Annotated in this window: 21 protein-coding genes; 17 read left to right on the top strand and 4 right to left on the bottom strand. The window is 43.0% G+C overall.

The annotated features are described in order from the left end of the window. Positions 1–66: 66 nt before the first annotated feature. Positions 67–1,158 (top strand): 3-phosphoserine/phosphohydroxythreonine transaminase, encoded by a 1,092-nt coding sequence (serC, locus tag L2755_RS12810; protein WP_248981083.1) that lies wholly within the window; start codon positions 67–69, stop codon positions 1,156–1,158. A gap of 72 nt (positions 1,159–1,230) precedes the next feature. On the opposite strand, the gene L2755_RS12815 is transcribed toward serC, so the two are convergent. Beyond that, positions 1,231–2,421: an amino acid aminotransferase gene (locus L2755_RS12815; protein WP_248981084.1), complete on the bottom strand. Its 1,191-nt coding sequence runs from the start codon at positions 2,419–2,421 to the stop codon at positions 1,231–1,233. 430 nt (positions 2,422–2,851) lie between these two features. Here L2755_RS12815 and aroA point away from each other — a divergent pair, with 430 nt between their 5' ends. The 12 genes from aroA to L2755_RS12875 all read left to right on the top strand — a co-directional run bounded on the left by aroA (position 2,852) and on the right by L2755_RS12875 (position 15,058). Then, positions 2,852–4,132 (top strand): 3-phosphoshikimate 1-carboxyvinyltransferase, encoded by a 1,281-nt coding sequence (gene aroA / locus L2755_RS12820; RefSeq protein WP_248981085.1) that lies wholly within the window; start codon positions 2,852–2,854, stop codon positions 4,130–4,132. Between the two features lie 180 nt (positions 4,133–4,312). Then, complete coding sequence (cmk, locus tag L2755_RS12825; RefSeq protein ID WP_248981086.1) at positions 4,313–5,005, top strand: (d)CMP kinase; 693 nt, start codon at positions 4,313–4,315, stop codon at positions 5,003–5,005. A gap of 97 nt (positions 5,006–5,102) precedes the next feature. Next, positions 5,103–6,770, top strand: a complete 1,668-nt coding sequence (rpsA, locus tag L2755_RS12830; RefSeq protein ID WP_248981087.1) for a 30S ribosomal protein S1 — start codon at positions 5,103–5,105, stop codon at positions 6,768–6,770. 72 nt (positions 6,771–6,842) lie between these two features. After that, positions 6,843–7,130, top strand: coding sequence for an integration host factor subunit beta (gene ihfB / locus L2755_RS12835; protein ID WP_202284734.1), 288 nt, complete (start codon positions 6,843–6,845; stop codon positions 7,128–7,130). A gap of 122 nt (positions 7,131–7,252) precedes the next feature. Continuing rightward, on the top strand, positions 7,253–7,573 hold the full coding sequence (locus L2755_RS12840; RefSeq protein ID WP_248981088.1) for a LapA family protein: 321 nt from the start codon (positions 7,253–7,255) through the stop codon (positions 7,571–7,573). 1 nt (position 7,574) lies between these two features. Further along, positions 7,575–8,735, top strand: a complete 1,161-nt coding sequence (gene lapB, locus L2755_RS12845) for a lipopolysaccharide assembly protein LapB (RefSeq protein ID WP_248981089.1) — start codon at positions 7,575–7,577, stop codon at positions 8,733–8,735. Positions 8,736–8,799: 64 nt separating this feature from the next. Beyond that, complete coding sequence (gene pyrF / locus L2755_RS12850; protein WP_248981090.1) at positions 8,800–9,495, top strand: orotidine-5'-phosphate decarboxylase; 696 nt, start codon at positions 8,800–8,802, stop codon at positions 9,493–9,495. 98 nt (positions 9,496–9,593) lie between these two features. Beyond that, on the top strand, positions 9,594–10,406 hold the full coding sequence (locus tag L2755_RS12855; RefSeq protein ID WP_248981091.1) for an SDR family oxidoreductase: 813 nt from the start codon (positions 9,594–9,596) through the stop codon (positions 10,404–10,406). Between the two features lie 17 nt (positions 10,407–10,423). Beyond that, positions 10,424–10,966 carry a DUF2058 domain-containing protein gene (locus L2755_RS12860; RefSeq protein ID WP_248981092.1) on the top strand — a complete coding sequence of 181 codons (543 nt, stop codon included), beginning with the start codon at positions 10,424–10,426 and terminating at the stop codon, positions 10,964–10,966. Positions 10,967–11,441: 475 nt separating this feature from the next. Further along, positions 11,442–12,371, top strand: a complete 930-nt coding sequence (locus tag L2755_RS12865) for a hypothetical protein (RefSeq protein WP_248981093.1) — start codon at positions 11,442–11,444, stop codon at positions 12,369–12,371. Next, positions 12,364–14,031: an FAD-binding oxidoreductase gene (locus L2755_RS12870; RefSeq protein WP_248981094.1), complete on the top strand. Its 1,668-nt coding sequence runs from the start codon at positions 12,364–12,366 to the stop codon at positions 14,029–14,031. The genes L2755_RS12865 and L2755_RS12870 overlap by 8 nt, the downstream gene beginning before the upstream one ends. A 298-nt stretch (positions 14,032–14,329) precedes the next feature. Next, entirely contained in the window at positions 14,330–15,058 is a 729-nt protein-coding gene (locus tag L2755_RS12875) for an SIMPL domain-containing protein (protein ID WP_248981095.1), read from the top strand. A 69-nt stretch (positions 15,059–15,127) separates the two neighbouring features. Here the strand turns inward: L2755_RS12875 and L2755_RS12880 are convergent, their stop codons facing one another. After that, entirely contained in the window at positions 15,128–15,775 is a 648-nt protein-coding gene (locus tag L2755_RS12880) for a hypothetical protein (RefSeq protein ID WP_248981096.1), read from the bottom strand. Between the two features lie 429 nt (positions 15,776–16,204). Between L2755_RS12880 and L2755_RS12885 the strand changes: the two genes are divergently transcribed. After that, complete coding sequence (locus L2755_RS12885) at positions 16,205–17,965, top strand: acyl-CoA dehydrogenase family protein (RefSeq protein WP_248981097.1); 1,761 nt, start codon at positions 16,205–16,207, stop codon at positions 17,963–17,965. 63 nt (positions 17,966–18,028) lie between these two features. Here L2755_RS12885 and dacB read toward each other — a convergent pair whose 3' ends face one another. Continuing rightward, a complete protein-coding gene (dacB, locus tag L2755_RS12890; protein ID WP_248981098.1) occupies positions 18,029–19,435 on the bottom strand; it encodes a D-alanyl-D-alanine carboxypeptidase/D-alanyl-D-alanine endopeptidase in 1,407 nt (468 codons plus the stop codon). Between the two features lie 30 nt (positions 19,436–19,465). Further along, a complete protein-coding gene (locus L2755_RS12895; protein ID WP_248981099.1) occupies positions 19,466–19,642 on the bottom strand; it encodes a hypothetical protein in 177 nt (58 codons plus the stop codon). A gap of 262 nt (positions 19,643–19,904) precedes the next feature. Here L2755_RS12895 and L2755_RS12900 point away from each other — a divergent pair, with 262 nt between their 5' ends. The 3 genes from L2755_RS12900 to L2755_RS12910 all read left to right on the top strand — a co-directional run bounded on the left by L2755_RS12900 (position 19,905) and on the right by L2755_RS12910 (position 22,395). Continuing rightward, complete coding sequence (locus tag L2755_RS12900) at positions 19,905–20,237, top strand: DUF1904 family protein (protein ID WP_248981100.1); 333 nt, start codon at positions 19,905–19,907, stop codon at positions 20,235–20,237. 10 nt (positions 20,238–20,247) lie between these two features. Next, a complete protein-coding gene (pssA, locus tag L2755_RS12905; RefSeq protein ID WP_248981101.1) occupies positions 20,248–21,561 on the top strand; it encodes a CDP-diacylglycerol--serine O-phosphatidyltransferase in 1,314 nt (437 codons plus the stop codon). A gap of 90 nt (positions 21,562–21,651) precedes the next feature. After that, entirely contained in the window at positions 21,652–22,395 is a 744-nt protein-coding gene (locus tag L2755_RS12910; protein ID WP_248981102.1) for a tRNA-uridine aminocarboxypropyltransferase, read from the top strand. Positions 22,396–22,479 lie beyond the last annotated feature (84 nt).

The raw sequence follows: 22,479 nt of genomic DNA on the forward strand, positions 1-22,479 counted from the left end.
GATATACTGCCATTAAGAATGCAACTAATTTAATGTTTTAACCGATAGCAATAAAAGGACAATACTGTGAGCGCTATATATAATTTCTGTGCTGGACCTGCCATGTTACCAAAAGCTGTGATGCAAAAAGCGCAGCAGGAGCTCATCGATTGGAATGACTTAGGTGTGTCGGTAATGGAAATTAGTCATCGTAGCAAAGAGTTTATTGCATTAACGGAGCAAGCAGAGGCAGAACTTCGATCGTTAATGGATATTCCTAAAAATTATCATGTTCTGTTTATGCATGGTGGTGGACGAGGTCAGTTTTCTGCAGTCGTTAATAACTTTCTTGGCGACGATGGGCGTGCTCTATATCTAGTCGACGGCAGTTGGTCTTTTGCGGCGGTTGTTGAGGCGAAAAAACTTGCCGGCGATAGCAACATAGATACTATTAATATAGTCGATGTTTCAACAGGGAAAAATCGAATACAATTTCCTGATTTTTCCAAGATAGAAGAAAATTATCGTTTTTTGCATTACTGCCCGAATGAAACTGTCGACGGTATAGAGGTTTTTGAGCCGCTTAACTGTCAGTGGCCGGTGATAGCCGATATGTCTTCAAATATTTTATCCCGTGAAATCGACGTTAGTCAGTTTGCTCTTATCTATGCTGGAGCCCAGAAGAATATTGGGCCATCAGGTTTAAGTATCGTGATTGTACGTGACGACATGTTGACACTACCGAGTTTGCCGCAATCTTCAATCATGGATTATAAGCTTGCAGTCAAACATGGCTCTATGTACAACACTCCGCCAACGTTTGCTTGGTACCTTGCGGCTGCAGTCTTTAGCTGGTTGCAAACCATGGGGGGTGTTGCTGCGATTGAACAAATTAATATAGAAAAAGCCAAGCTACTTTATCAATGCATTGATGAAGTAGATTTTTATACTAGCGGCGTAGCAATTGAAAACCGCTCACGTATGAATGTGACATTTCAATTGGTGAATACTGAACTTGATAGTGTATTTGTTGAACAAGCAAAAAATGCAGGATTAGTGGCTTTGAAAGGTCACCGTAGTGTGGGTGGTATGCGAGCTAGTTTATATAATGCCATGCCTTTAGAAGGTGTTATTGCGCTGGTGGACTTTATGCGCAAATTTGCTGAGCAGCACACTTAACGTATTTCTGAGTGGGATAAAGCAAAATATAAAAAAGCCGCTATTAGAAGCGGCTTTTTTGATTTACAGAGATTAAAGCACTTTTGCTATCGACTTTGCTAAGTAGTCAACATTTCCCGTGCCGATCCCTGCAATGCTAATACGGCTAGAATCGACCATATAAACACTGTACTCACTTTGGAGTTGTGCAACTTGGGCTGACGTAATACCAAGGAAAGAGAACATGCCTTTTTGGTGAGTGATGAAGTCAAAGTTACGTTCAACCCCGATCTCTTTAAGCTTATTCACCAGCATAGCCCGATTACCATTGATTCGATTGCGCATCACAGTGAGTTCATCGAGCCACTCTTGTTTCAATTCTGCTGAGCCCAATATGGTTTCAACTATCGCGGCGCCATGTGCTGGTGGCATTGAATAGATGCAGCGCACGACATAAAGCAGTACTGAAAAAGCAATATCACTAGCAGCAGCGTTTTTACCTATGATAGAACATGCACCAATTCTCTCACGGTACAGGCCAAAGTTTTTAGAGCAAGAGCTGCATAAAATCATGTTGCTAACCTTGGCTGCCATTTTTCTAACGCCATAAGCGTCTTCATCAACACCGTCACCAAAGCCTTGATAAGCCATATCGATTAATGGAGTAAAGCCTTGCTCAACCGTTAGCTCAATAATGTCATCCCACTGCTGTTGATTAAGATCCATACCACTCGGGTTATGGCAGCATGCGTGTAGCAATACAACATCATCACTACTGACTTGAGATAAGGCCGCTTTCATTTCATCGAACTTGAGTGATTTAGTATCGTAATCATAATATGGGTAGGTTTTGACGGTGATCCCAGCAGCTTCAAATAAACCCGTATGATTAGCCCAGGTTGGATCGCTAACCCATAGCACTGAATTGGGGTTACAACGCTTGATAAAGTCAGCAGCGACTCTTAATGCGCCGGTGCCACCGGGTGTCGATACTGTTCGTACTCTATTGGCTATAATGACAGGGTTTTCTATGCCAAAAGCCAGTTCCGACATAAGGCGATTGAAATCGGCTGAACCAGTAGGGCCAATGTAAACTTTGGTTGACTCAGTGTCTAATCGGTACTTTTCGGCCTTTTTCACGCAAGACAAAATAGGGGTGTGCCCTGATTCATCTTTGTACACACCAACACCTAAGTCGACTTTTTGCGTACGGCTATCTTCTCGGTATTTTGTCAGTAAACCCAAAATAGGGTCTGCAGGCATAGCGGTCAGTTTGTTGAACATAGCTCCATCTACCTCATATTGATTGGCGTTATCTCTATTACTTAATAGTGCCAATTTATTGGTTATTTTTTATCAATCCTAGGGTAACGTAAATGAGGGGTTAGTTAATAGCATTTGTGATTAATTTCATGTCAGATAAAAATGGCAAAGAAACATTCCACTTTTTTATATTTAGCGCTAAGCAAGCCAATTTTATGTCGATAAATGTCTAGTTTCACCCTCTTGATTAACTTTTAGTGCTTAAAGGGCAGTTTTTAGCAGAAAAGTGTTGAAAACTTCGCAGCAATCAGTAAATTTGTAACTACGAAGTTCAAACAATCGCTAAATTAGCTGTCATTTTGTCGTGATGATATACAAAGCTTTTAGCATGAACATCTACTGTTAACCCGCAGGTGAGTTTGACGCTTGCAGTCATTTAAAGAAGTTATCAATGAATCAATTACGTTTAGAGCCGATCGAGAAAGTTAATGGAACCATTAATATCCCGGGGTCTAAGAGCATCTCGAATCGCGCTTTATTGCTAGCAACGCTAGCGGAAGGGACCACGACATTAACAAACCTACTAGACTCTGATGATATTCGGTATATGCTCGCATCGCTTAAACAGCTTGGGGTGACTTATCGTTTATCAAACAACAATACCGTCTGTGAACTCGACGGTATTGCAGGCACACTTAACAGTGATGCAGCGCAAACGTTATTCTTGGGCAATGCTGGCACGGCAATGCGACCTTTATGTGCTGCATTAACATTGGGTAACGGCGAGTTTACCCTGACTGGCGAACCAAGAATGGAAGAACGTCCCATAGGTGACCTTGTAGACTCACTGCGCCAACTCGGCGCTGATGTAAAGTACTTAAAGAACGATGGTTTTCCGCCTCTCACCATTACATCGACGGGTTTAAATGGTGGTGATGTTGAGATTGCAGGGGATCTGTCTAGCCAGTTTCTTACCGCTTTGCTGATGGTAGCCCCTCTAGCAAAGGGCGATGTGAATATCAAAATCAAAGGCGAGCTGGTTTCAAAACCTTATATTGATATTACGTTGGCGCTAATGGCGCAGTTTGGTGTTAGTGTGACTAACAATAATTACGCCTCTTTTGAAATTAAGACTGGCCAACGTTATATCTCACCGGGCAAAATCCTAGTTGAAGGCGATGCATCCTCAGCGTCTTATTTTCTAGCGGCTGGCGCAATCAAGGGTGGCGCAGTGAAAGTCACCGGCGTTGGTAAGCTGAGTATTCAAGGTGATGTTAAGTTTGCTGATGTACTAGCACAAATGGGCGCAGATATAGAGTGGGGCGATGACTACATTATAGCTCGAGGCTCTAAGCTTAAAGCGGTTGATCTAGATATGAACCATATCCCAGATGCTGCGATGACAATTGCTACAGTTGCATTGTTTGCTGAGGGAACGACGCATATTCGTAATATTTACAACTGGCGTATTAAAGAAACAGATCGCCTAGCGGCGATGGCAACAGAGTTACGTAAAGTAGGCGCTATTGTAGATGAAGGTCATGATTATATCAGTGTGACTCCGCCAGTTAAGCCCAATTCTGCCAATATTGATACTTATAACGACCACAGAATGGCGATGTGTTTTTCAATGTTGGCATTTGCCGATTGTGGTATCACCATTAATGAACCTGAGTGTACCTCTAAAACCTTCCCCGATTACTTTAATCAGTTCAATGCCCTTGCCAAATAGTTTTTCCGCACTAATACATTAGGTTATGTGGTTCAGACTTTTGTCATAAGTTTGAACCACAGCTTACCCTGAATGCTTAATATTTGAATTAGATGCCGCTTTCTTATGTTTTTTGGTTTATAATACGCGCGCTCATTTTCAGTTATATCAAGGAAGACGGAATTTCTTGTGGAGGATTTTATGTTAGAACGGGCTCCTGTTGTCACTGTTGACGGCCCTAGCGGTGCGGGAAAAGGTACTATTAGTCATTTGCTTGCAGAGAAACTGGGCTACAAGTTGTTAGACAGCGGTGCTATCTACCGCGTATTAGCGCTAGCGGCTATTCATCACAACGTAGAACTTGATAATGAAGAATCATTAACGTTACTTGCTGCGCACTTGGACGTGCAATTCATTACAGGTAACAGCAGTAAAGGTATTAAAGTGGTACTTGAAGGCGAGGATGTATCGACAACGATACGTAGCCAAGAGTGCTCGAACGCGGCATCAAAAGTAGCCGCATTTCCGCGTGTTAGAGAAGCATTGTTGCGCCGTCAACGTGCATTTGCTGAAACACCAGGCTTGATTGCTGACGGACGCGATATGGGAACGGTAGTGTTCCCTGCAACGCCAGCAAAACTTTTTTTAACGGCTTCGGCAGAGGAAAGGGCGCAAAGACGCTATAATCAGTTGCAGGACAATGGCTTCGATGTTAAAATCGATCAGCTTTTGTCTGAGATAAAAGAGCGAGACGACCGCGATATGAATCGCAGCGTTGCACCTTTGGTTCCTGCCGAGGACGCACTTATTATCGATACAACCGGCATTTCAATTGAAGATGTGTTAGAGCTAGCGTTAACGCATATTCATAAAAGTTTTCAAGTACCTGCGTAAGCGGGTATTTAACTATTTGCTCCAAGGATGAGGCAAATTATTATACTGACTCCGCGTCTAGGATGGACTGTGGTTTATTAAAGAAAGTAACTTAAACATGACTGAATCTTTTGCTGATCTATTTGAACAATCCCTTGAAACTTTGGAGTTCCGTCCAGGTTCTATCGTAACTGGTGTCGTTGTACGCATCGAAAACGGTACTGTCCTTGTTGACGCAGGTCTTAAGTCTGAAAGCCCAATTTCTGCTGACGAATTCAAGAACGCTGCTGGCGAACTAGAAATCTCTGTTGGCGATACTGTGCACGTTGCGCTTGACTCTGTTGAAGATGGCTTCGGTGAGACTCAACTGTCTCGCGAAAAAGCTAAGCGTCATGAAGCTTGGATTGTTCTAGAAAAAGCGTACGAAGATGCTGAAACTGTAATCGGTGTCATCAATGGTAAGGTTAAAGGCGGTTTCACTGTTGAATTAAACGGTATCCGTGCATTCCTACCAGGTTCTCTAGTTGACGTTCGCCCTGTTCGCGATACAGCTCACCTAGAAAACAAAGAATTAGAATTTAAAGTTATCAAGCTTGACCAGAAGCGCAACAACGTTGTTGTTTCTCGTCGTGCCGTTATCGAATCTGAAAGCAGCGCAGAGCGTGATGCTCTTCTTGAGAACCTACAAGAAGGTCAAGCTATTAAGGGTATCGTTAAGAACCTTACTGACTATGGCGCATTCGTTGATCTTGGCGGTGTTGATGGTCTTCTACATATCACAGATATGGCTTGGAAGCGTGTTAAGCACCCATCAGAAATCGTTAATGTTGGTGACGAAATCGACGTTAAAGTTCTTAAGTATGACCGTGAGCGCACACGTGTATCACTAGGTCTTAAGCAACTTGGCGAAGATCCATGGTTAGAAATCAGCAAGCGCTACCCAGAAAACACACGTTTGACTGGTCGCGTAACTAACCTAACAGACTACGGTTGTTTCGTTGAAATCGAAGAAGGCGTTGAAGGTCTTGTACACGTTTCTGAAATGGATTGGACTAACAAGAACATCCACCCATCAAAGGTTGTTAACCTAGGTGATGAAGTTGAAGTTCTAGTTCTTGACATCGATGAAGAGCGTCGTCGTATCTCTCTAGGTCTTAAGCAGTGTAAAGTTAACCCGTGGGATGACTTCGCAGAGCGTTTCAACAAAGGCGACAAGGTTACTGGTAAGATCAAGTCAATCACTGACTTCGGTATCTTCATCGGTCTTGACGGCGGCATCGACGGTCTAGTTCACCTTTCTGATATCTCTTGGAATGGTACTGGCGAAGACGCAGTTGCTGAATACAAAAAAGGCGACGAAATCAACGCAGTTGTACTTTCAGTTGACCCAGAGCGCGAGCGTATCAGCTTAGGCGTTAAGCAAACTGAAGACGATCCATTCAATGCATACCTTGCTGATAAGAAGAAGGGTGTTGTTGTTAATGGTGTTGTTACTGCAGTTGACGCAAAAGGTGTTACAATTGAACTAGCTGAGACTGTTGAAGGTTACCTTCGCGTTTCAGATATCTCTCGTGAGCGCATCGAAGATGCATCAACAGTTTACTCTGTAGGTGACAAAGTCGAGTCTAAGTTCATGGGTGTCGATCGTAAGAACCGCACCATCAGCCTTTCTATCCGTGCTAAGGATGAAGCTGAAGAGAAAGAAGCAATGGCTAGCTTGAACAAGCAAGAAGATGACGTCATGAGCAGTGCGATGGCTGAAGCGTTCAAAGCAGCTCGTAAATAATCGCCTTGAAGTTCAGGGGTGCATGCACCCCTATAAGGTGACTGTGTTTGGCTTGATAATAGAGGGTATAGGATGACAAAATCCGAACTGATCGAAAAACTTGCCACTAGGCAGTCGCAGCTGTCTGCGAAAGAAGTGGAAAGCGCTATTAAAGAAATGTTAGAGCAAATGGCCGAGACATTAGAGGGTGGAGATCGTATCGAAATCCGTGGCTTTGGTAGTTTCTCGCTTCATTATCGTGCACCGCGCACTGGCCGTAATCCAAAGACTGGAACATCAGTCGATTTGGAAGGCAAGTACGTACCGCACTTTAAGCCAGGCAAAGAACTGCGCGAACGTGTTGACGCAGTCAACGCGTAATTTACACTGTATTAAAAGCCTCCCTCGGGAGGCTTTTTTATATCTAAAACTTAGGTATCACTAGCTAGTTCGCTCTTTTTCTTAGATAATCAAAGCTTACCAACACGTGTATGGAGCATAACGTGAAGTCATTCATCATTGCTGTTTTAGTTGCCGCCTTTTTTTTCGTAGCGCTTATTTTTGGGGCTCGGAATGAACAAGTCGTTAGCATCAGTTACTTCGTTGCCCAGGGGCAATTCAGATTGCCAGTCGTGCTCGCTTTTGTATTTCTATCTGGTTTTATAGTGAGTTGGGTATTTGCGATGTATCATATTGCTGGGCTTAAGTTTTCCATTAGACGTTTAAAAAAACAGTTGGCTGCCTCAACTGACCTGAACGCGACTAAAATATCGGCTAATGGCACTGCTGTTATTGAGAATGCAGCAAAGGAAGTAGACGCTTAATATGTTAGAGATCCTCTTTCTGCTACTTCCTATCGCCGCCGGTTATGGTTGGTATATGGGGCGCAGAAGTGTCAGGCAAAAGCAGACCAATCAAAGAAAACAACTGAGTCGTGATTATTTCACCGGCTTAAACTTCTTACTGTCTAATGAGTCTGATAAAGCGGTAGACTTGTTTATCACTATGTTAGATGTAGATGATGACACCATAGATACTCATCTCTCATTGGGCTCGCTATTTAGAAAACGCGGCGAAGTCGACCGCTCTATTAGAATTCATCAAAACCTTATTGCGAGACCTAGCTTAACCACAGAGCAAAGAGATATTGCAATGATGGAGCTAGGCAAAGATTATTTGGCTGCTGGTTTTTATGATCGCGCCGAAGAAATTTTTATCAACCTCGTGAACCAAGATGATCACAGTGAAGAGGCTGAGACCCAACTTATAGCCATTTATCAAGTGACTAAAGATTGGCAAAAGGCTATCGACATCATTAAAAAGCTCACACGTAAACGCCAACAAGTCTTAAAGCATGATAGTGCACATTTTTATTGTGAATTGGCGGCTGAGTCAGATGATGATTCCGTTAAATTTAAACGTTTGCTTGCTGCTATAAAACTTGACCCTAGTTGTGGCAGAGCTCTACTCACACTCGCTGAACTTTACTTAAAGACAGAAGATTTTAAAGCCTGCAAGCAATCAATAGAGAAATTGCTCAACACTAACATAGACCTTTTTCCGGATAGTCTAGCAATATCTAAACAGGTTTACTTACTGACAGATGATAACCTTGGATATCAAGAACTGCTAAGAGAAGCTATAGAGAAAGGTGCCGGAGCAAGTGTTGCGGTCACTTTAGCACAACATATGATTGCACAGGGTAATGAAGAAGATGCTGAAAAACTCATTCTAGAAGGCCTAATTCGTCACCCTACGATGAAAAGCTTTCAGCATCTAATGAAAATGCATGTCAAACAGGCGGAAGATGGCCAAGCGAAAAAAAGCTTATCGATGCTTGAGCAACTGGTTGAACAACAAATAAAATTTAGACCTGGATACCGCTGTAGTGAATGTGGTTTTCCATCACATCGGCTGTATTGGCACTGCCCCTCTTGTAAAAACTGGGGAAGTATAAAAAGAGTTCGAGGGTTAGACGGAGAATAATATAGCGTTATATCTCCTAAAATATGATCCGTAAAACTTAAAACGCAAAGTGATTGGAGACAAGATGACAAACAAACCTATTTTGGTTGCCTTAGACTACGACAATAGAAATGATGCTTTGCAGCTGATAGATAAGCTAGACCCGGATATGTGCCGCCTTAAGATAGGCAAAGAGATGTTTACCTTGTTCGGCCCTCAAATGGTTAACGATATACATAGCCGTGGCTTTGATCTATTTCTAGACTTGAAGTTTCATGATATTCCTAACACAGTCGCTAAAGCCGTTTCAGCGGCTGCTGAACTGGGTGTTTGGATGACAAACGTGCATGCATCAGGTGGTCTTGCCATGATGGAAGCCGCGAAACGTGCTCTTGAAAACTACGGCGATAAAGCGCCGTTACTCATCGCAGTAACGGTTCTAACGTCTATGAGCGATGAAGATCTTAGATTGCTGGGTATTAATGTGCCAGCATCAGAACATGTTTTACGCTTAGCAGCGTTAACCAAACAAGCAGGACTTGACGGCGTCGTTTGCTCTGCGCAAGAATCAAGCTTACTGAAAGCAAAATTTGGACAGGAATTTAAGCTTATCACCCCGGGTATTCGACCAGTAGGTAGCGACAAAGGCGATCAACATCGGGTAATGACGCCACCTCAAGCACTTGCTGCAGGTTCCGATTATTTAGTGATTGGACGTCCAATTACAAAAGCTGCAGATCCGTTAAAAGCATTGCAAGATATTCACCAGTCAATAGTCTAGCGCTTAGATTAAATGCTTTAACAAATGAGTGCAGTCATATAAGTTACAAGTTGATTAGATAATTAACGTTAAGTTTTGTCGCAAATGGGGTGCACTCTATGTTTGATTACCAGGGTAAGAATGTTGTTGTTGTCGGTGGTACTAGTGGTATTAATTTAGGGATCGCCCTAAGTTTTGCAAAGGCTGGCGCCAACGTCGCAGTCGCGAGTCGCAGCAAAGATAAGGTGGATGCGGCGGTTGCTGAACTCACCGCAATAAACCCAGATGGTCACCATATAGGTGCTTGCTTCGATGTACGTGACTTGGATGCTTTATCCTTGGGTTTCAATTATATCGCAGCGACTTATACCACTATTGATGTACTCGTCAGTGGCGCCGCCGGTAATTTTCCAGCATTCGCTGAAAAGTTATCGGAAAATGGTTTTAAGTCGGTGATGGATATTGACTTGCTGGGTAGCTTTCAAGTCTTAAAGCAAGCCTTACCTTTAATGGCTGCAAAGGGGGGCGCTATCATTCAGATCTCAGCGCCGCAAGCCTTTGTGCCGATGGCGATGCAGGTCCATGTCTGCGCGGCAAAAGCGGGTGTCGACATGCTGACGAAAACGTTAGCCATCGAATGGGGTAACAAAGGCATTAGGATAAACTCGATTGTCCCAGGTCCCATAGCAGGCACGGAAGGCTTTAATCGATTAGCACCTACTCAGCAGCTACAAAGTCATGTTGCTAAAAGTGTTCCTTTAAGACGTAATGGTAGCTGTGAAGACATTGCTAACGCGGCACTATTTTTAGCATCCGATATGGCATCTTACATAACAGGTGCAGTATTGCCTGTTGATGGCGGTTGGTCACTAGGTGGCGCTGGCGCTGCAATGGCTGAAATCGGTCAATTAGCGAAACAAAAACAAAGTTAAATTAGAGAATACAAGATATGGCAAATCCTTTTCAGGAACAGCTGCTTAAAGCTGGCTTGGTTAGCAAGCAAAAAGTAAGAGACACCAAAACACAGAAGCGTCGCGATAAGAAAGCCAAGGTCGATGACGGTTCTGATGCGTTGAAAAAAGAGATCGAAGCAAAAAAATTGGCACAAATAGAAAAAGATAAACAGTTAAACGAACAACGTTTTGCTGCAGCTTCTGAGAAAGGGTTAGTTCGCGGCCTAGTCACCGAGTTGAAAAAGTTTGCGATTTCACCTTCTAAATCTGCTGAAATAAAGTTTAATTTCACTTTCGAGAAAAAAATCTTTTCTCTATATGTGGATGAGAAGCTGCAAGGGCAGTTATTAAAGGGCCGTCTTGGCATTGTTAGGCATGAAGATGTGAGCTATTTGGTGCCCCATAAACTTGTTGAACGAGTGAATCTTTTAGTTCCTGCTTGGGTAGGCTACCTATGGGCTCCGGAAGATAATGTTGCCGAGGTTGAAGAGGATGATCCGTACGCAGACTACGTTATTCCTGACGATCTAATGTGGTAACCGCTATTTTATATCGTTTTCTAAAGCTAATGTATTGAAGCATTAAACAACAATTAAAACCGTAATGAATTATTCATTGCGGTTTTTTTATTGCCAATAGAAACTAAACTCACCCTTCTTCAAACCATTACATTAGCGAGCAATTTGCGTAACAGAAAAAACCCTGAGTACCATCTACATACCTTCTTTTAACCTGCCAACAGCCAAGAATGTCCTTCAGACTACGCCTTGATATGTAGCGCTACACTGCGATAGAACTTCAAGATATAGTCTGCAGCAGATTATTCAAGCGCTATTTTTTCAGACTCTAGCGCTTCCATTTACCGCATAACTTGTTAATTGTTATATGTAATGACGGTAGCCAATCTAGAAATGGTTACTGTTCAGAGACCGTCAAAACTCGCCTTCAGATGCGAGCGACTGCGCTGGAGCGTGAGTGTAGACAACATATAGTTCTATACTGAGGAAGTGTTAAATGAAAAGGATTCAAACAAACCAGGGTTACTATGGCGACAGAATCTCTGTTTTAGAAGATTATTTGATTGAGGAGATCCATAATCCGTCATCTAAACAGAGTGCGATCAACAGTCAAATAATTGAACAAACTCAACGGCTGGTGTTAGGCATTTATGCAAAAGATAAGCTCCATCGAGAAACCTTAAGTGAGACTATCTTTTCAAAAAGTAATGTGTACCGTTCAGTGATCCATGTCGATCACTTGTGGTTGGTATATAAAGAACAACAGTTATGCGCTTATGTTTCAGGTAAACATATATATACCGCATCAGGTGAACAACTTTATCTGTTCAGTTCATCAATGATTGCTTCAGAGCTCAAAAATAAGCGACAACTCTTTTCAGTGTTAAATGCCAGACAGATCATTTGCAGTGTCTTATCTTTCTGGAACAAAAGTGAAAACTTAGGTAAGCCAATGCCGTTTATCACTAGAACATTGAACCCTATTGTTGCTCAAACTGTTTATCAACTTGGCAGCAATATGTATCCAGATCTTGACGGCGTACCGATCACCGAAGTCGCTCGAAATAGATACAACGCGTTTGAAGATGTTATCAATGAACCTATAAGCGATGAAGGGATCCTAAATAACTCCTTTATGAAGCACACTAACTACGTACTAAAAAATGCTAAAGGACGGTCAGAACGTGCAAAGATCTATGATTTTTGCCGCAAGCTCGGTGACTCAAATGGAGCGGCACTGACAGGCGAGCTTAACTTTGAACAGGAATTAATTAACTACCTTAGAGCAAAGAGTGAGCACGATGATAGAAGCTTAAAAGACCTTAGCTTAATTGAGTTACTCAGAGATAACACTCAGGATCTAGGTATTCGCCAGCTTAAAACCAGTGCTTCTAAGGTGACATTGGAGGGACAAAGTTATGCTTAACCAACAAAGCCCTCGAAATAATAATCACGATGCTTGTCAAAACGTGATGAATGCCCTTAGCGAGCTAATAAATGTAAGCTGCCTAAGCAGTCAACGCGCCGCACAGTACTACGAGGCTAATACGATAGCGGTACAACGGCAATTTTCTGGAGCCATTATCGTTCAACCGATATTAGCCGAAAATGGTCAAAAACGTGAAGAGGAAAATATTCGACGCATCATCATGGTGCTTAACGAGTTTAATCTTGCATTTCTGCCGATTAGCAGTGGCCATAACTGGGGCTATGGCTCATCGATGCCTGTTGATGATGACCGAGAGCACTTTATTTTGGATCTATCAAATCTTAAACGAATTAAGCTTAATGAAGAGCTTGCTATCGTTAATCTGCAACCCGGCGTGACTCAGCAAGACTTACGCGTCCACCTTGATCAATTGAAGGTAAAGCTGATGGTGCCGGTAACGGGTGCGGGTCCAAGTTGTAGTATTGTCGGCAATGCACTGGAGAGAGGTTATGGGATCACCCCTTACTGCGATCATTTCGCGGCAGTAACCAGTCTACGAGTCGTGTTGGCAGACGGTACTGTTTATTGCTCAGCGGTAAACTCCTTAGACCATACAGAGGCAAAGGTCGCTGATATTGCCTATAAATGGGGACTTGGTGCCTATTTGGATGGCTTGTTTTCACAAAGTAACTTTGGCGTTGTGACCAACATGAGCATCCGATTGGCCCATTTACCAGAGGAGGTACAATCTTTTTACCTCTTCTGCGAAAATGATGCAGATCTTAACCATGCACTGCCGCTCGTTAGAGAGATCTTACGCGATTTCCCTGGCGTAGTAGGGTCTATTAACATCATGGATGCGCGGCGAATGCTGTCTATGATGGTGCCGAGTGAGCAACAGCTGTCTTTAAGCTTAGATACTGATGTCGAAGAGTTGAAGCGGCGTTATAAAGTTGGCAGTTGGACCTGTGTTGGTAGTCTATACGGTAAAAAAGGGGTCGTAAAAGCGGTAAAGAAGGCAATAAGGGCCAAACTAAACAACAGCCTAGGTGTAAAACGGGCTGTTTTTATCTCTGCATGGGCTATTGCGGTGGCGAGTAAACTACTTGCGATCCTGCCTGAAAGGGTGTTAACGGCTCCAAAACGGCAATTGGAAACACTACGGAAAAGCACCATGATTATGCGCGGAGAGCCAAATCAAGTCGCACTGCCGCTTGCCTATTGGCGTAATAACCAGCCGCCGTCAACTAAGTTGCTTAATCCTGCTCGAGATAATTGTGGTTTGCTTTGGTACGCGCCACTGATCCCAGCGACATGCGCTAAGACGCGTGAGTTTGTCGATATGGTACGTTCAATCTGTTTGAAGCATGGTGTAGAGCCTTTAATAACGATGACGGCATTACAGCATGACTGTATTGATAGTACGGTGCCGCTGCTATTTGATAGGAATGACCGTTTAGCGGTGGCTTCCGCAAAGGATTGTCTGGATGAACTGTTCGACACTGGCTGCAAACGTGGTTTTATCCCCTACCGGTTGAATGTCGACCAACAAAAGCGGTTGTTACCCGCTGATGATCCCCATTGGTTAGTTGTCAAAAAGATTAAAGCTGCGTTAGACCCCAATAATATTTTGGCTCCAGGGCGTTACAACCCCTAGCCTGATTATTGTTTAACTAAGCCCTAACTAAGGACTTAATTAAAATCTAACTAAAACCTCACTAAGCTCGGGCCTTCAATTGATGATGAAAAGGTTGAAGGCCCGCACTTATTATTTCGTTGTAGATGCATATATTTCACTCACCCTTGTTATTTACAACAAGCTAGTTTAAATTCCTCTGTTTAAAGCAAGGAGTGCAAACTCTCATGACGAGAGATACTTAGGTTAATTTACTTAAAATTGAACTCTACATAAGATTTACCTAATATCAAATTATCTCCACTACAAAGGACATGTTGTGAAAATATTTATTAGCCTTATCTTAATATTATTACCATTTGCTAGCTCAGCAAGTCCAATACCGGATTTTCCGTTTATTATTGTGACTGAAGAGATAGAGGAAAAAATCAAGCCAGACAGAGTCGAAGTCAGCTTCGCTATTGTCGCTTTTGATAAAAGTTCTAAAGTCGCAGTACAACAGTTGAGTCAAGCAACGTCGCATGTCATTGACCTGCTTAAAGAGCACCAAATTGAATTAGCACAGTTAGAATCGAATCAGATGAACAAGCATAGCAAGCGCGCACGCAAGGATGGCGTATATGATTTAGAAATACTGGGTTACAACTTAGAACAGAGCTTTACGTTAACGCTGACAGATTTAGCCGTGTACCCAGTGTTAATGAATCAATTGATTATGGTAGAGGGAGTGGAAGGCCTTTTCTCACATTTTAGCACCTCCAAAGAGACGGAACTACAATCGACATTGCTACAAAAAGCCAGCCTTAAAGTACGTATTAAAGCCGATGTATTAGCAGAAGCACAATCTAGACGGGTAAAGTCAGTTTACGGTATAACAACTGAAGGTTCGATTGCTGATGCATATGGCAGATTTTCGTTATCGTCCAGTGCTGCATTCGCTACCAAATACCGTTTAGGAAGCTCCCACACTAGTTCTGATTTTATGATGACTGTTCCTAATTCAATAACACTACGACAAGAAATAACTGCGGTGTATGAATTAGAGTAATACCGATGATAAACGAGAGTACGGCTCTAACTTGACTCATACTCCCAGCCTTACCTTCCCCTATGCTGCTTAAAGCTCGTAGCTATAGGCAATACTCAGCTTGTTATCGGTGCGATAGTTATCTTCAGAAAACGATCCCATCAGGCGCAGACTGTGCTTTTCAGTTATTTTGTAACTTGCTCCGGCGCCGAGCCAATAACTGGAATAGTTGTTAGAGCCGATAGAGCCACCAGCATAAGTAACAACCGACCACTGAGCATCGATTGGACGAATGGCAAAAGCCCCTAAATAGGCACCGGTACTGTTATCGTTGTCTTTCTTGCCGTCAACGAAGCTGACACCAGCCATCGGGAATACCATCCACTTTCCGGTATCAACCCCCATCAGCGATAACGATACATAGGTACCTAAATTATAAGTGTTACGTTCCTCATGGCCATTGAGATAGCCGTTGAGTATGCCTTTTTCAAATAACCAAGAACCGCCCAGCTGCCATTGACTGGCATCGGCATTAATCTGTCCCCGCAGCATTCTTGTTTCATCTAAGCCAATTGAACCGTTAAAGGTCAACTCGCCATCATAACCCGCCCCAATCTTGGTCATGATCCGTGTCGGGTCATCAAGGTGTTTGCTTTGTTTTGTTTCAGACGCAGCAACTGACATTGAACTCAATAGTGTCGCGGCAATCGTGATGTAAGAACAACGTATTAGTTTCATTGTGATCCATTTATGCTACCAACTGCACTAAGTAAGTCGTCAATTTCCAGAGAATTAACAGAAGCTTAATGAAAATGGTAATGAGCCAAACTTTTCTAAGTCGACGGATCGGCTGCGAAATAGGCTTTAATTGTTAATAATCGCAGGAGGGTAATGGTGTCAGCGCATTCAAGCAACTAGCAAAACTAACAGTTTTGTCGGTTTTGATCCTGTGGGGCTTTCATGCCATGAGAGAGTCACTGCAGTAGTTCATTATTTGTGGCCGTAAAACAGGCCAAAATCAACTCATTAAATTGATTTTAGTTTACCTCTGTTCGAGACCACAAAAGGCATTTGCAGGTTAAAGATAGAGCAAGAAAAGGCTTTCTTTTTTGGTGTTATCTGGTAGATTTGAAACAACCGTTTTAATCTACCGTTTAAGAGTCGACTATGAATCCCTATAATGCCCCATTAGCCGAGATGCGTTTTCTGTTAGAAAAAGTATTCAATGCCCCTGAAACTTGGGCTGCTATGCCTGCAATGGCAGAATCCGTTGATATGGATACCGCCGCAGCGATTTTAGATGAAGCAGACAAAATTAGTCGAGAACTCATCCATCCTATTAACCGCAGTGGTGATGAGCAAGGTGTTCGTCATGAAGGTGATAAGGTGATCACACCTGATGGTTATAAAGCGGTATATGACCAGTATGCCGAAGGCGGTTGGGTAGGCTTATGTGGCGATCCTGAGCTTGGCGGCATGGGTATGCCTAAAATGCTAGGCGTACTGGTTGATGAAATGGCTTATAGCGCGTGTAATGCATTTACCCTTTATGGTTCATTAACCGCAGGCGCCGCGCTGGCGATACATGCTCATGGTACTGACGCGATCAAAGAGCAGTATTTGCCGATGATGTATAGCGGAGAGTGGGCAGGGGCGATGGATATGACAGAGCCTCAAGCCGGTTCAGATCTGCGTAACATTCGCACCAAAGCCGTGCCAAAGGATGATGGTAGTTACACTATTACGGGTAGCAAAATATTCATTACCGGTGGTGACCACGATCTCACCGAGAATGTTATCCATTTAGTATTAGCTAAGCTGCCAAACACCAGTGGTATTTCACTGTTCTTGGTGCCTAAAGTAAAGGTTAATGCAGATAATAGCCTTGGTGATGCTAATGGCGTTACCGTCGGTTCTATAGAACATAAAATGGGTCTCAAAGGTTCAGCCACTTGTGTGATGAACTTTGATGATGCAGAAGGCTATCTCATTGGTAAGCCAAATCGTGGTTTGATCTGTATGTTTACCATGATGAATTACGAGCGGTTAGCGATTGGTATCCAGGGATTAGGGACATCACAAGCGGCATATCAAATGGCCGCAGACTATGCCAAAGAGCGTGTGCAGGGTGTTGCCGCCGGCGGCTCACCTACAGGCGCAATGAGCGATCCTATCCTAGTGCATGGCGACGTGAGACGAATGCTACTCACAGTGCGCACGTTAACCGAAGCAGGTCGAGCGTTATCAGTTTACACCGGCCAGCAGTTGGATTTAGCAAAGTATGCTGATAATGCGGAAGCAAAAGCAAAAGCCAGCCGCTATGTCGGCTTACTCACCCCGGTGTCCAAAGCATTCTTAAGTGACCGTGGTTTAGATGCAGCGATTATGGCCCAGCAAGTATTCGGTGGTCATGGTTATATTCGTGAAACAGGCATCGAGCAATTAGTACGCGATACTCGTATAGCACAGATTTACGAAGGCACTAACGGCATTCAAGCGATCGATTTCTTAGGCCGCAAAGTCACTGGCGATAATCTTAACGCCTTAACTGAATTTGTCGCTGAGCATACGGCCAATATTAATCAGTTTGAGCATGTATCGAGCGCTGATAAAGCGACAGTGTTAGGATTATTTGAAAAGCTGTTAGTCATTGGACGTGAAGTGAATGAACATAAGCTTTCCCAGCCAGCGTTAATCAATGCTTGCGCAGTCGATTACCTGGATGCGTTTGGCTATAGCCTATATGGTTATTTCTGGTTAGCGATGTCAAATGCCGCCAATGACCATGAAGACACTAATTTTAAGGTACAAAAACAGCATTTAAGTCGTTTCTATTTCGATAAACTGTTAGCAAAAGCTGATTATCATTTGTCGCAAGTTGCAGCGGGTGATGCTTCCATAATGGATATTGATGAATCGCTTTTCTAACTAAAAGTTAACAGCGACTAAAAGGCGGGTTAAGTGTACTTAATCCACCTTTTATCGTTTTATTTACGGGTGATCAACGTTATTTAGAAGCTGTTTTAGGATGGCCACATCATAGGACTGAACGTTTGTATCATCGGCTGTAGGGCTGACCCCGTTTTGCAAAATAACCACAATAGACGTTAACCCATCTTCTTGTTTTATAAACCCAGCAATATTTGCCACGCCCAGCATTGACCCCGTTTTAGCGACTATTCGATCTTTAAGTGGCTCTTGTGCGTAGCCATGTCGATATTTAAGCGTGCCTGTTTTTCCAGCTATTGGCAGAGCCTCAATGATGTATCTATAGTGCGGTTCCTGCTCAATTAGCCCTAAAACCTGAGCCAACTGGTTTGCGCTGAGCAAGTTATAGCGCGATAATCCCGAACCATCGACAATATTTGCAGAGCTCAGTTCTACACCTTGCTGACTTAATATCTGCGTCATTGCTGCACTCCCATTGGCAAAAGTGCCAGCGGAGCCAAATAGATGTTGCCCCATGCGCTTGAGCAGGCTGTCAGCGATTAAATTGTCAGACTTTAACAACATGGTAGCGACTAACGTTGTTAGGGGGGCAGATTGATGCTGAGCGACTAACAGAGCATTGCTAGGACGTTGCTGAGCTAAGGAGATACTGCCATTGATGCTAATGCCATTGTATTTAATGATTTGAGTCAGTTTATCTTTTGCATAAAGGCTAGGGTCTGTGATTGCAACAGATAGCGTCAATGCTTTATTTCCTGCGTAGCAACCCATGAGTCGATAGCGATTTTTTTCAAACCTAGCGAGGGTTAAGTTGCATATAGCACGCTCAGCGCTTTTATCAAATATGGCTTGGCTTTCAATTGTCACAGGCTCATTACCTAATAACTCTACGACACCGGCATCGTCAGCTAGTTTGGGCAGAAACCGCGCTTGAATGCAGTTTTTATTCAGTATATAACTTGAAACGGGGGCGGCATAACAGATCCCTAAATCGTCCCATACTCGACCTGGAGCATGTTGGATTTCGTCTTGTTCGCCAACCAGATATACGTTACCAGTGATATTCTTCAAACCTTGCTCTTTCAGTTGCTGCAATAACGTCTGAATATCGCCAGTTGTAAGAGTGGGATCACCGCTAAAGGTAATATAGATATCGCCTTTAATTTGCCCCTGATGGATGCTGTTATCTGCATAAATATTTGTTTGGTAACGAAAGTGCTTACCAAGAACCTTAGTTACCGAAACAGCGGTAAGCAGTTTCATGGTACTTGCGGGTATGAATAATTTATCCGCGTTTTGGCTATGTGTTACGCCACCAGTATTTGTCGCGATAACTTTAAATGTTGTCAGCGCGGTGCTTGGTGGGACTATAAGGCTTTGCTCTGCGGTAACCCCCGTGTAGGGTATTGCCATTATGAGTGCAGTAGAAACGAGATGGCGAAGTGTCAATGTACTGTCCTTTATGAGAAACAAAGCGAATTACTCAGGTTTGTCGCCGTCATCTTTTTCCATTAAACGATACAACTTGAGTGTGACAAACAACACCAATCCAAAAAATAGCGGTAACATCAGCAAACCTAATTGGGACTTAAAGTGAAAGATAGCCCATGCGCCTAACAGCACCGCTAACAGGGTCAATAGTGATTTAAAGTTCATTCTGGTCTCAACCGCAATAAAAACGACTGTTCATGATAGCAAACAGCGCCGTACTAAGCTGTGAACATTGTGTAAAATACCGTTTATTCGATGAATAAAAACACAGCGACAACATTGATAATTAGACATCTTTTGTCTAATTATTTACCAAATAGTGATACTTGGTACTGTTTTATGCACACAACCGGGCTAAACAGTAGAAATGACTTGCCGAAAGCGTGTTAAATCGGTAATTTCTATGGCCTTATCCAGGAGGATCTTGATGCCACATATCAAACTATATGGAATACCCGAGCGTGTTGTCGCTGAGTTGAGCATTGAACTTGTCGATACTCTCGCAGATATTTGTCAGGCAAATGCAGAGGCTTTTGTTTTTGACTGTATTAGTAGTAAGACATTTAGGCGAGGTAGTAACGTCAATGACGTTGCTCAAGTCGAGGTATTATGGTTTGCCAAAGATCCCGAAACACACCATCGTGCAGAAAAGGCCATCCGTGAAGCGTTATTTAATGCTTATCCGGAAATTGAACATATCATTGTTATGTTTAGAGAGTTAGTGCCAAGCGCATATTATAAAGATGGTAAGCATTATTAAGGAGAGAGCCTTGCTGAGTAAGTTAGGTGGTATAGCGCTACAACCTGAGTCGCTGCAATGGTTACTAACCCCTAAAGCGCTTAAAACTGAACTGCTAAAGCGTATCGAAAACGCCACACATTCCGTTTATATCGCCGCACTCTATCTTGAAGATGATGAAGCGGGTAGGGAAGTACTGGCAGCTTTGATGGCTGCGAAACAAGGTAACCCTGAACTCGATGTTAAAGTGCTGGTGGATTTCCATCGCGCCAGACGTGGACTTATCGGTCATAAAGGCGATAGTGGCAATTACTTCATGTACCGTAAGGTTAATGAGGCTGCCGAGCACCCGATTGACATTCTTGGGGTACCGGTCAAATCTCGTGAGTTTATGGGCGTACTGCATTTAAAAGGATTTATTGTCGACGACGCAGTTATATTTAGCGGCGCGAGTTTAAACAATATTTATCTTCATGAAGCGGAAAAATATCGCTTCGATCGCTACCATATTCTTGAGTCCGGTGAACTTGCTCGCAGTATGCGAGAGATGATCCAGACCTACTTGGTTAACGACGTGGCAGTGAGTTCATTGACGCAGCCAAAAGAGCAAGAACTGCTGCCATCTAAAGCAGAAGTCAGCAGTTTAAAACACCGCTTGTCTAAAGCTGAATATAAATTTAATTCCACCCAAATCGGTAACCGCGTTACGCCTATCGTTGGGCTTGGTCGTAAAAAGAATCAACTGAATAAAGTGATAGTGGCAATGGTAGACGAGTCGGAAGATGCACTCTTCATCTGTACTCCTTACTTTAATCCACCGTATATTTTAGTCAGAGCACTTACAAAACACCTGCGTCAAGGTAAGCGAATCGATATTGTTGTTGGAGATAAAACCTCTAATGATTTTTATATTCCACCAGAGGAGGAGTTTTCAACCATTGGTGCATTGCCTTATATGTATGAGCAGTCCCTAAGAAAATTCGCCAAGCGCCAGCAATGGGCCATTGACAACGGCCAACTAAACATTCATTTGTGGAAAGATGGCCGCAATAGTTACCATTTGAAAGGCATAAGTGCTGATGGTAAACGCCACCTCATTACGGGCAGTAATTTAAATCCAAGAGCCTGGGCATTGGATTTAGAGAATGGCTTATTGATCCAAGATGACAATGAGTGCTGGAAACAACAGTTCGAGGAAGAACAAACACATATTCTTCAACATACTAAAAGGCTGTACCATTACTCTCAAATTGAAACTCTGCATAATTATCCGGCTCCAGTTCGGAAGATAATGAAGCGTATTAAACGCTTAAAGGCAGACTTTCTGTTGAGACGTATACTGTAAACGTACCGAATGGATATCGAATAGAAGCCTGCTAATGAGTAGGCTTTTTTTTGTGAAGCTTTAAATAAAAATGTATAGGTCTTTACTCAAATGAATTTGCCCAAGCACGCGGTTCACCGCTTGTACGAATATCGCAAAGCGATCTCTTCTAGACCCTTTACCGCCAGAGGAAAAAACGTTATTCGTTGTCAGTCCTGCTTGTTGGCTGAGCAATTTTGTACATGTCGTTTTCGCAAACAAGTGAGTAGCGAACTTGCCTTCATATTGATCATGTACGATGACGAAGTGCTCAAACCCAGTAACAGTGGCCGCTTAATCGCCGATATTATTCCCGATACCCATGCCTTTATTTGGTCACGTAATGAACCAAACCGGAAAATGCTGTCAATAATCAATGACCCACAATACCAACCCTTTGTTATTTTTCCTTCAGAATATGCCGTTGATGGACAAGCTGTGGTGAATCATGTTGATCCATCTAAGCTGCCATTGGGTAAAAAGCCTCTATTTATCGTACTCGATGGAAGTTGGCGTGAAGCGATCAAAATGTTTCGTAAAAGTGAGTATTTACATAGCTTGCCGCTATTTTCATTCTCACCAGAATCAACAGCATCTTATGCATTAAGAAAAGGCGCGCGAGAGTTTCAACTGGGGACTGCGGAAGTTGCAGCGCTGGCGTTATCTGCTGCAGGAGAGCCAGTAAATGGGCAAGTATTAGAAGCTTGGTTTGCACTTTTTGTCGAATCATCACTTCATGGTCGTAGTCGCAATAACCCCAATGAACTTGGTCAACTGGATTTGCTTAGAGCAAAATACACCGCACTGCTAACATAAGATATTGCCGCTTAAACAGGATGTTATTTAGAAGGGCATTATACAACCTTTGATTTGTTGTAAATTAAGTAGATAGAATTAACT

Source organism: Shewanella abyssi (assembly GCF_023284025.1).
In the GTDB taxonomy this organism is placed as follows: domain Bacteria; phylum Pseudomonadota; class Gammaproteobacteria; order Enterobacterales; family Shewanellaceae; genus Shewanella; species Shewanella abyssi.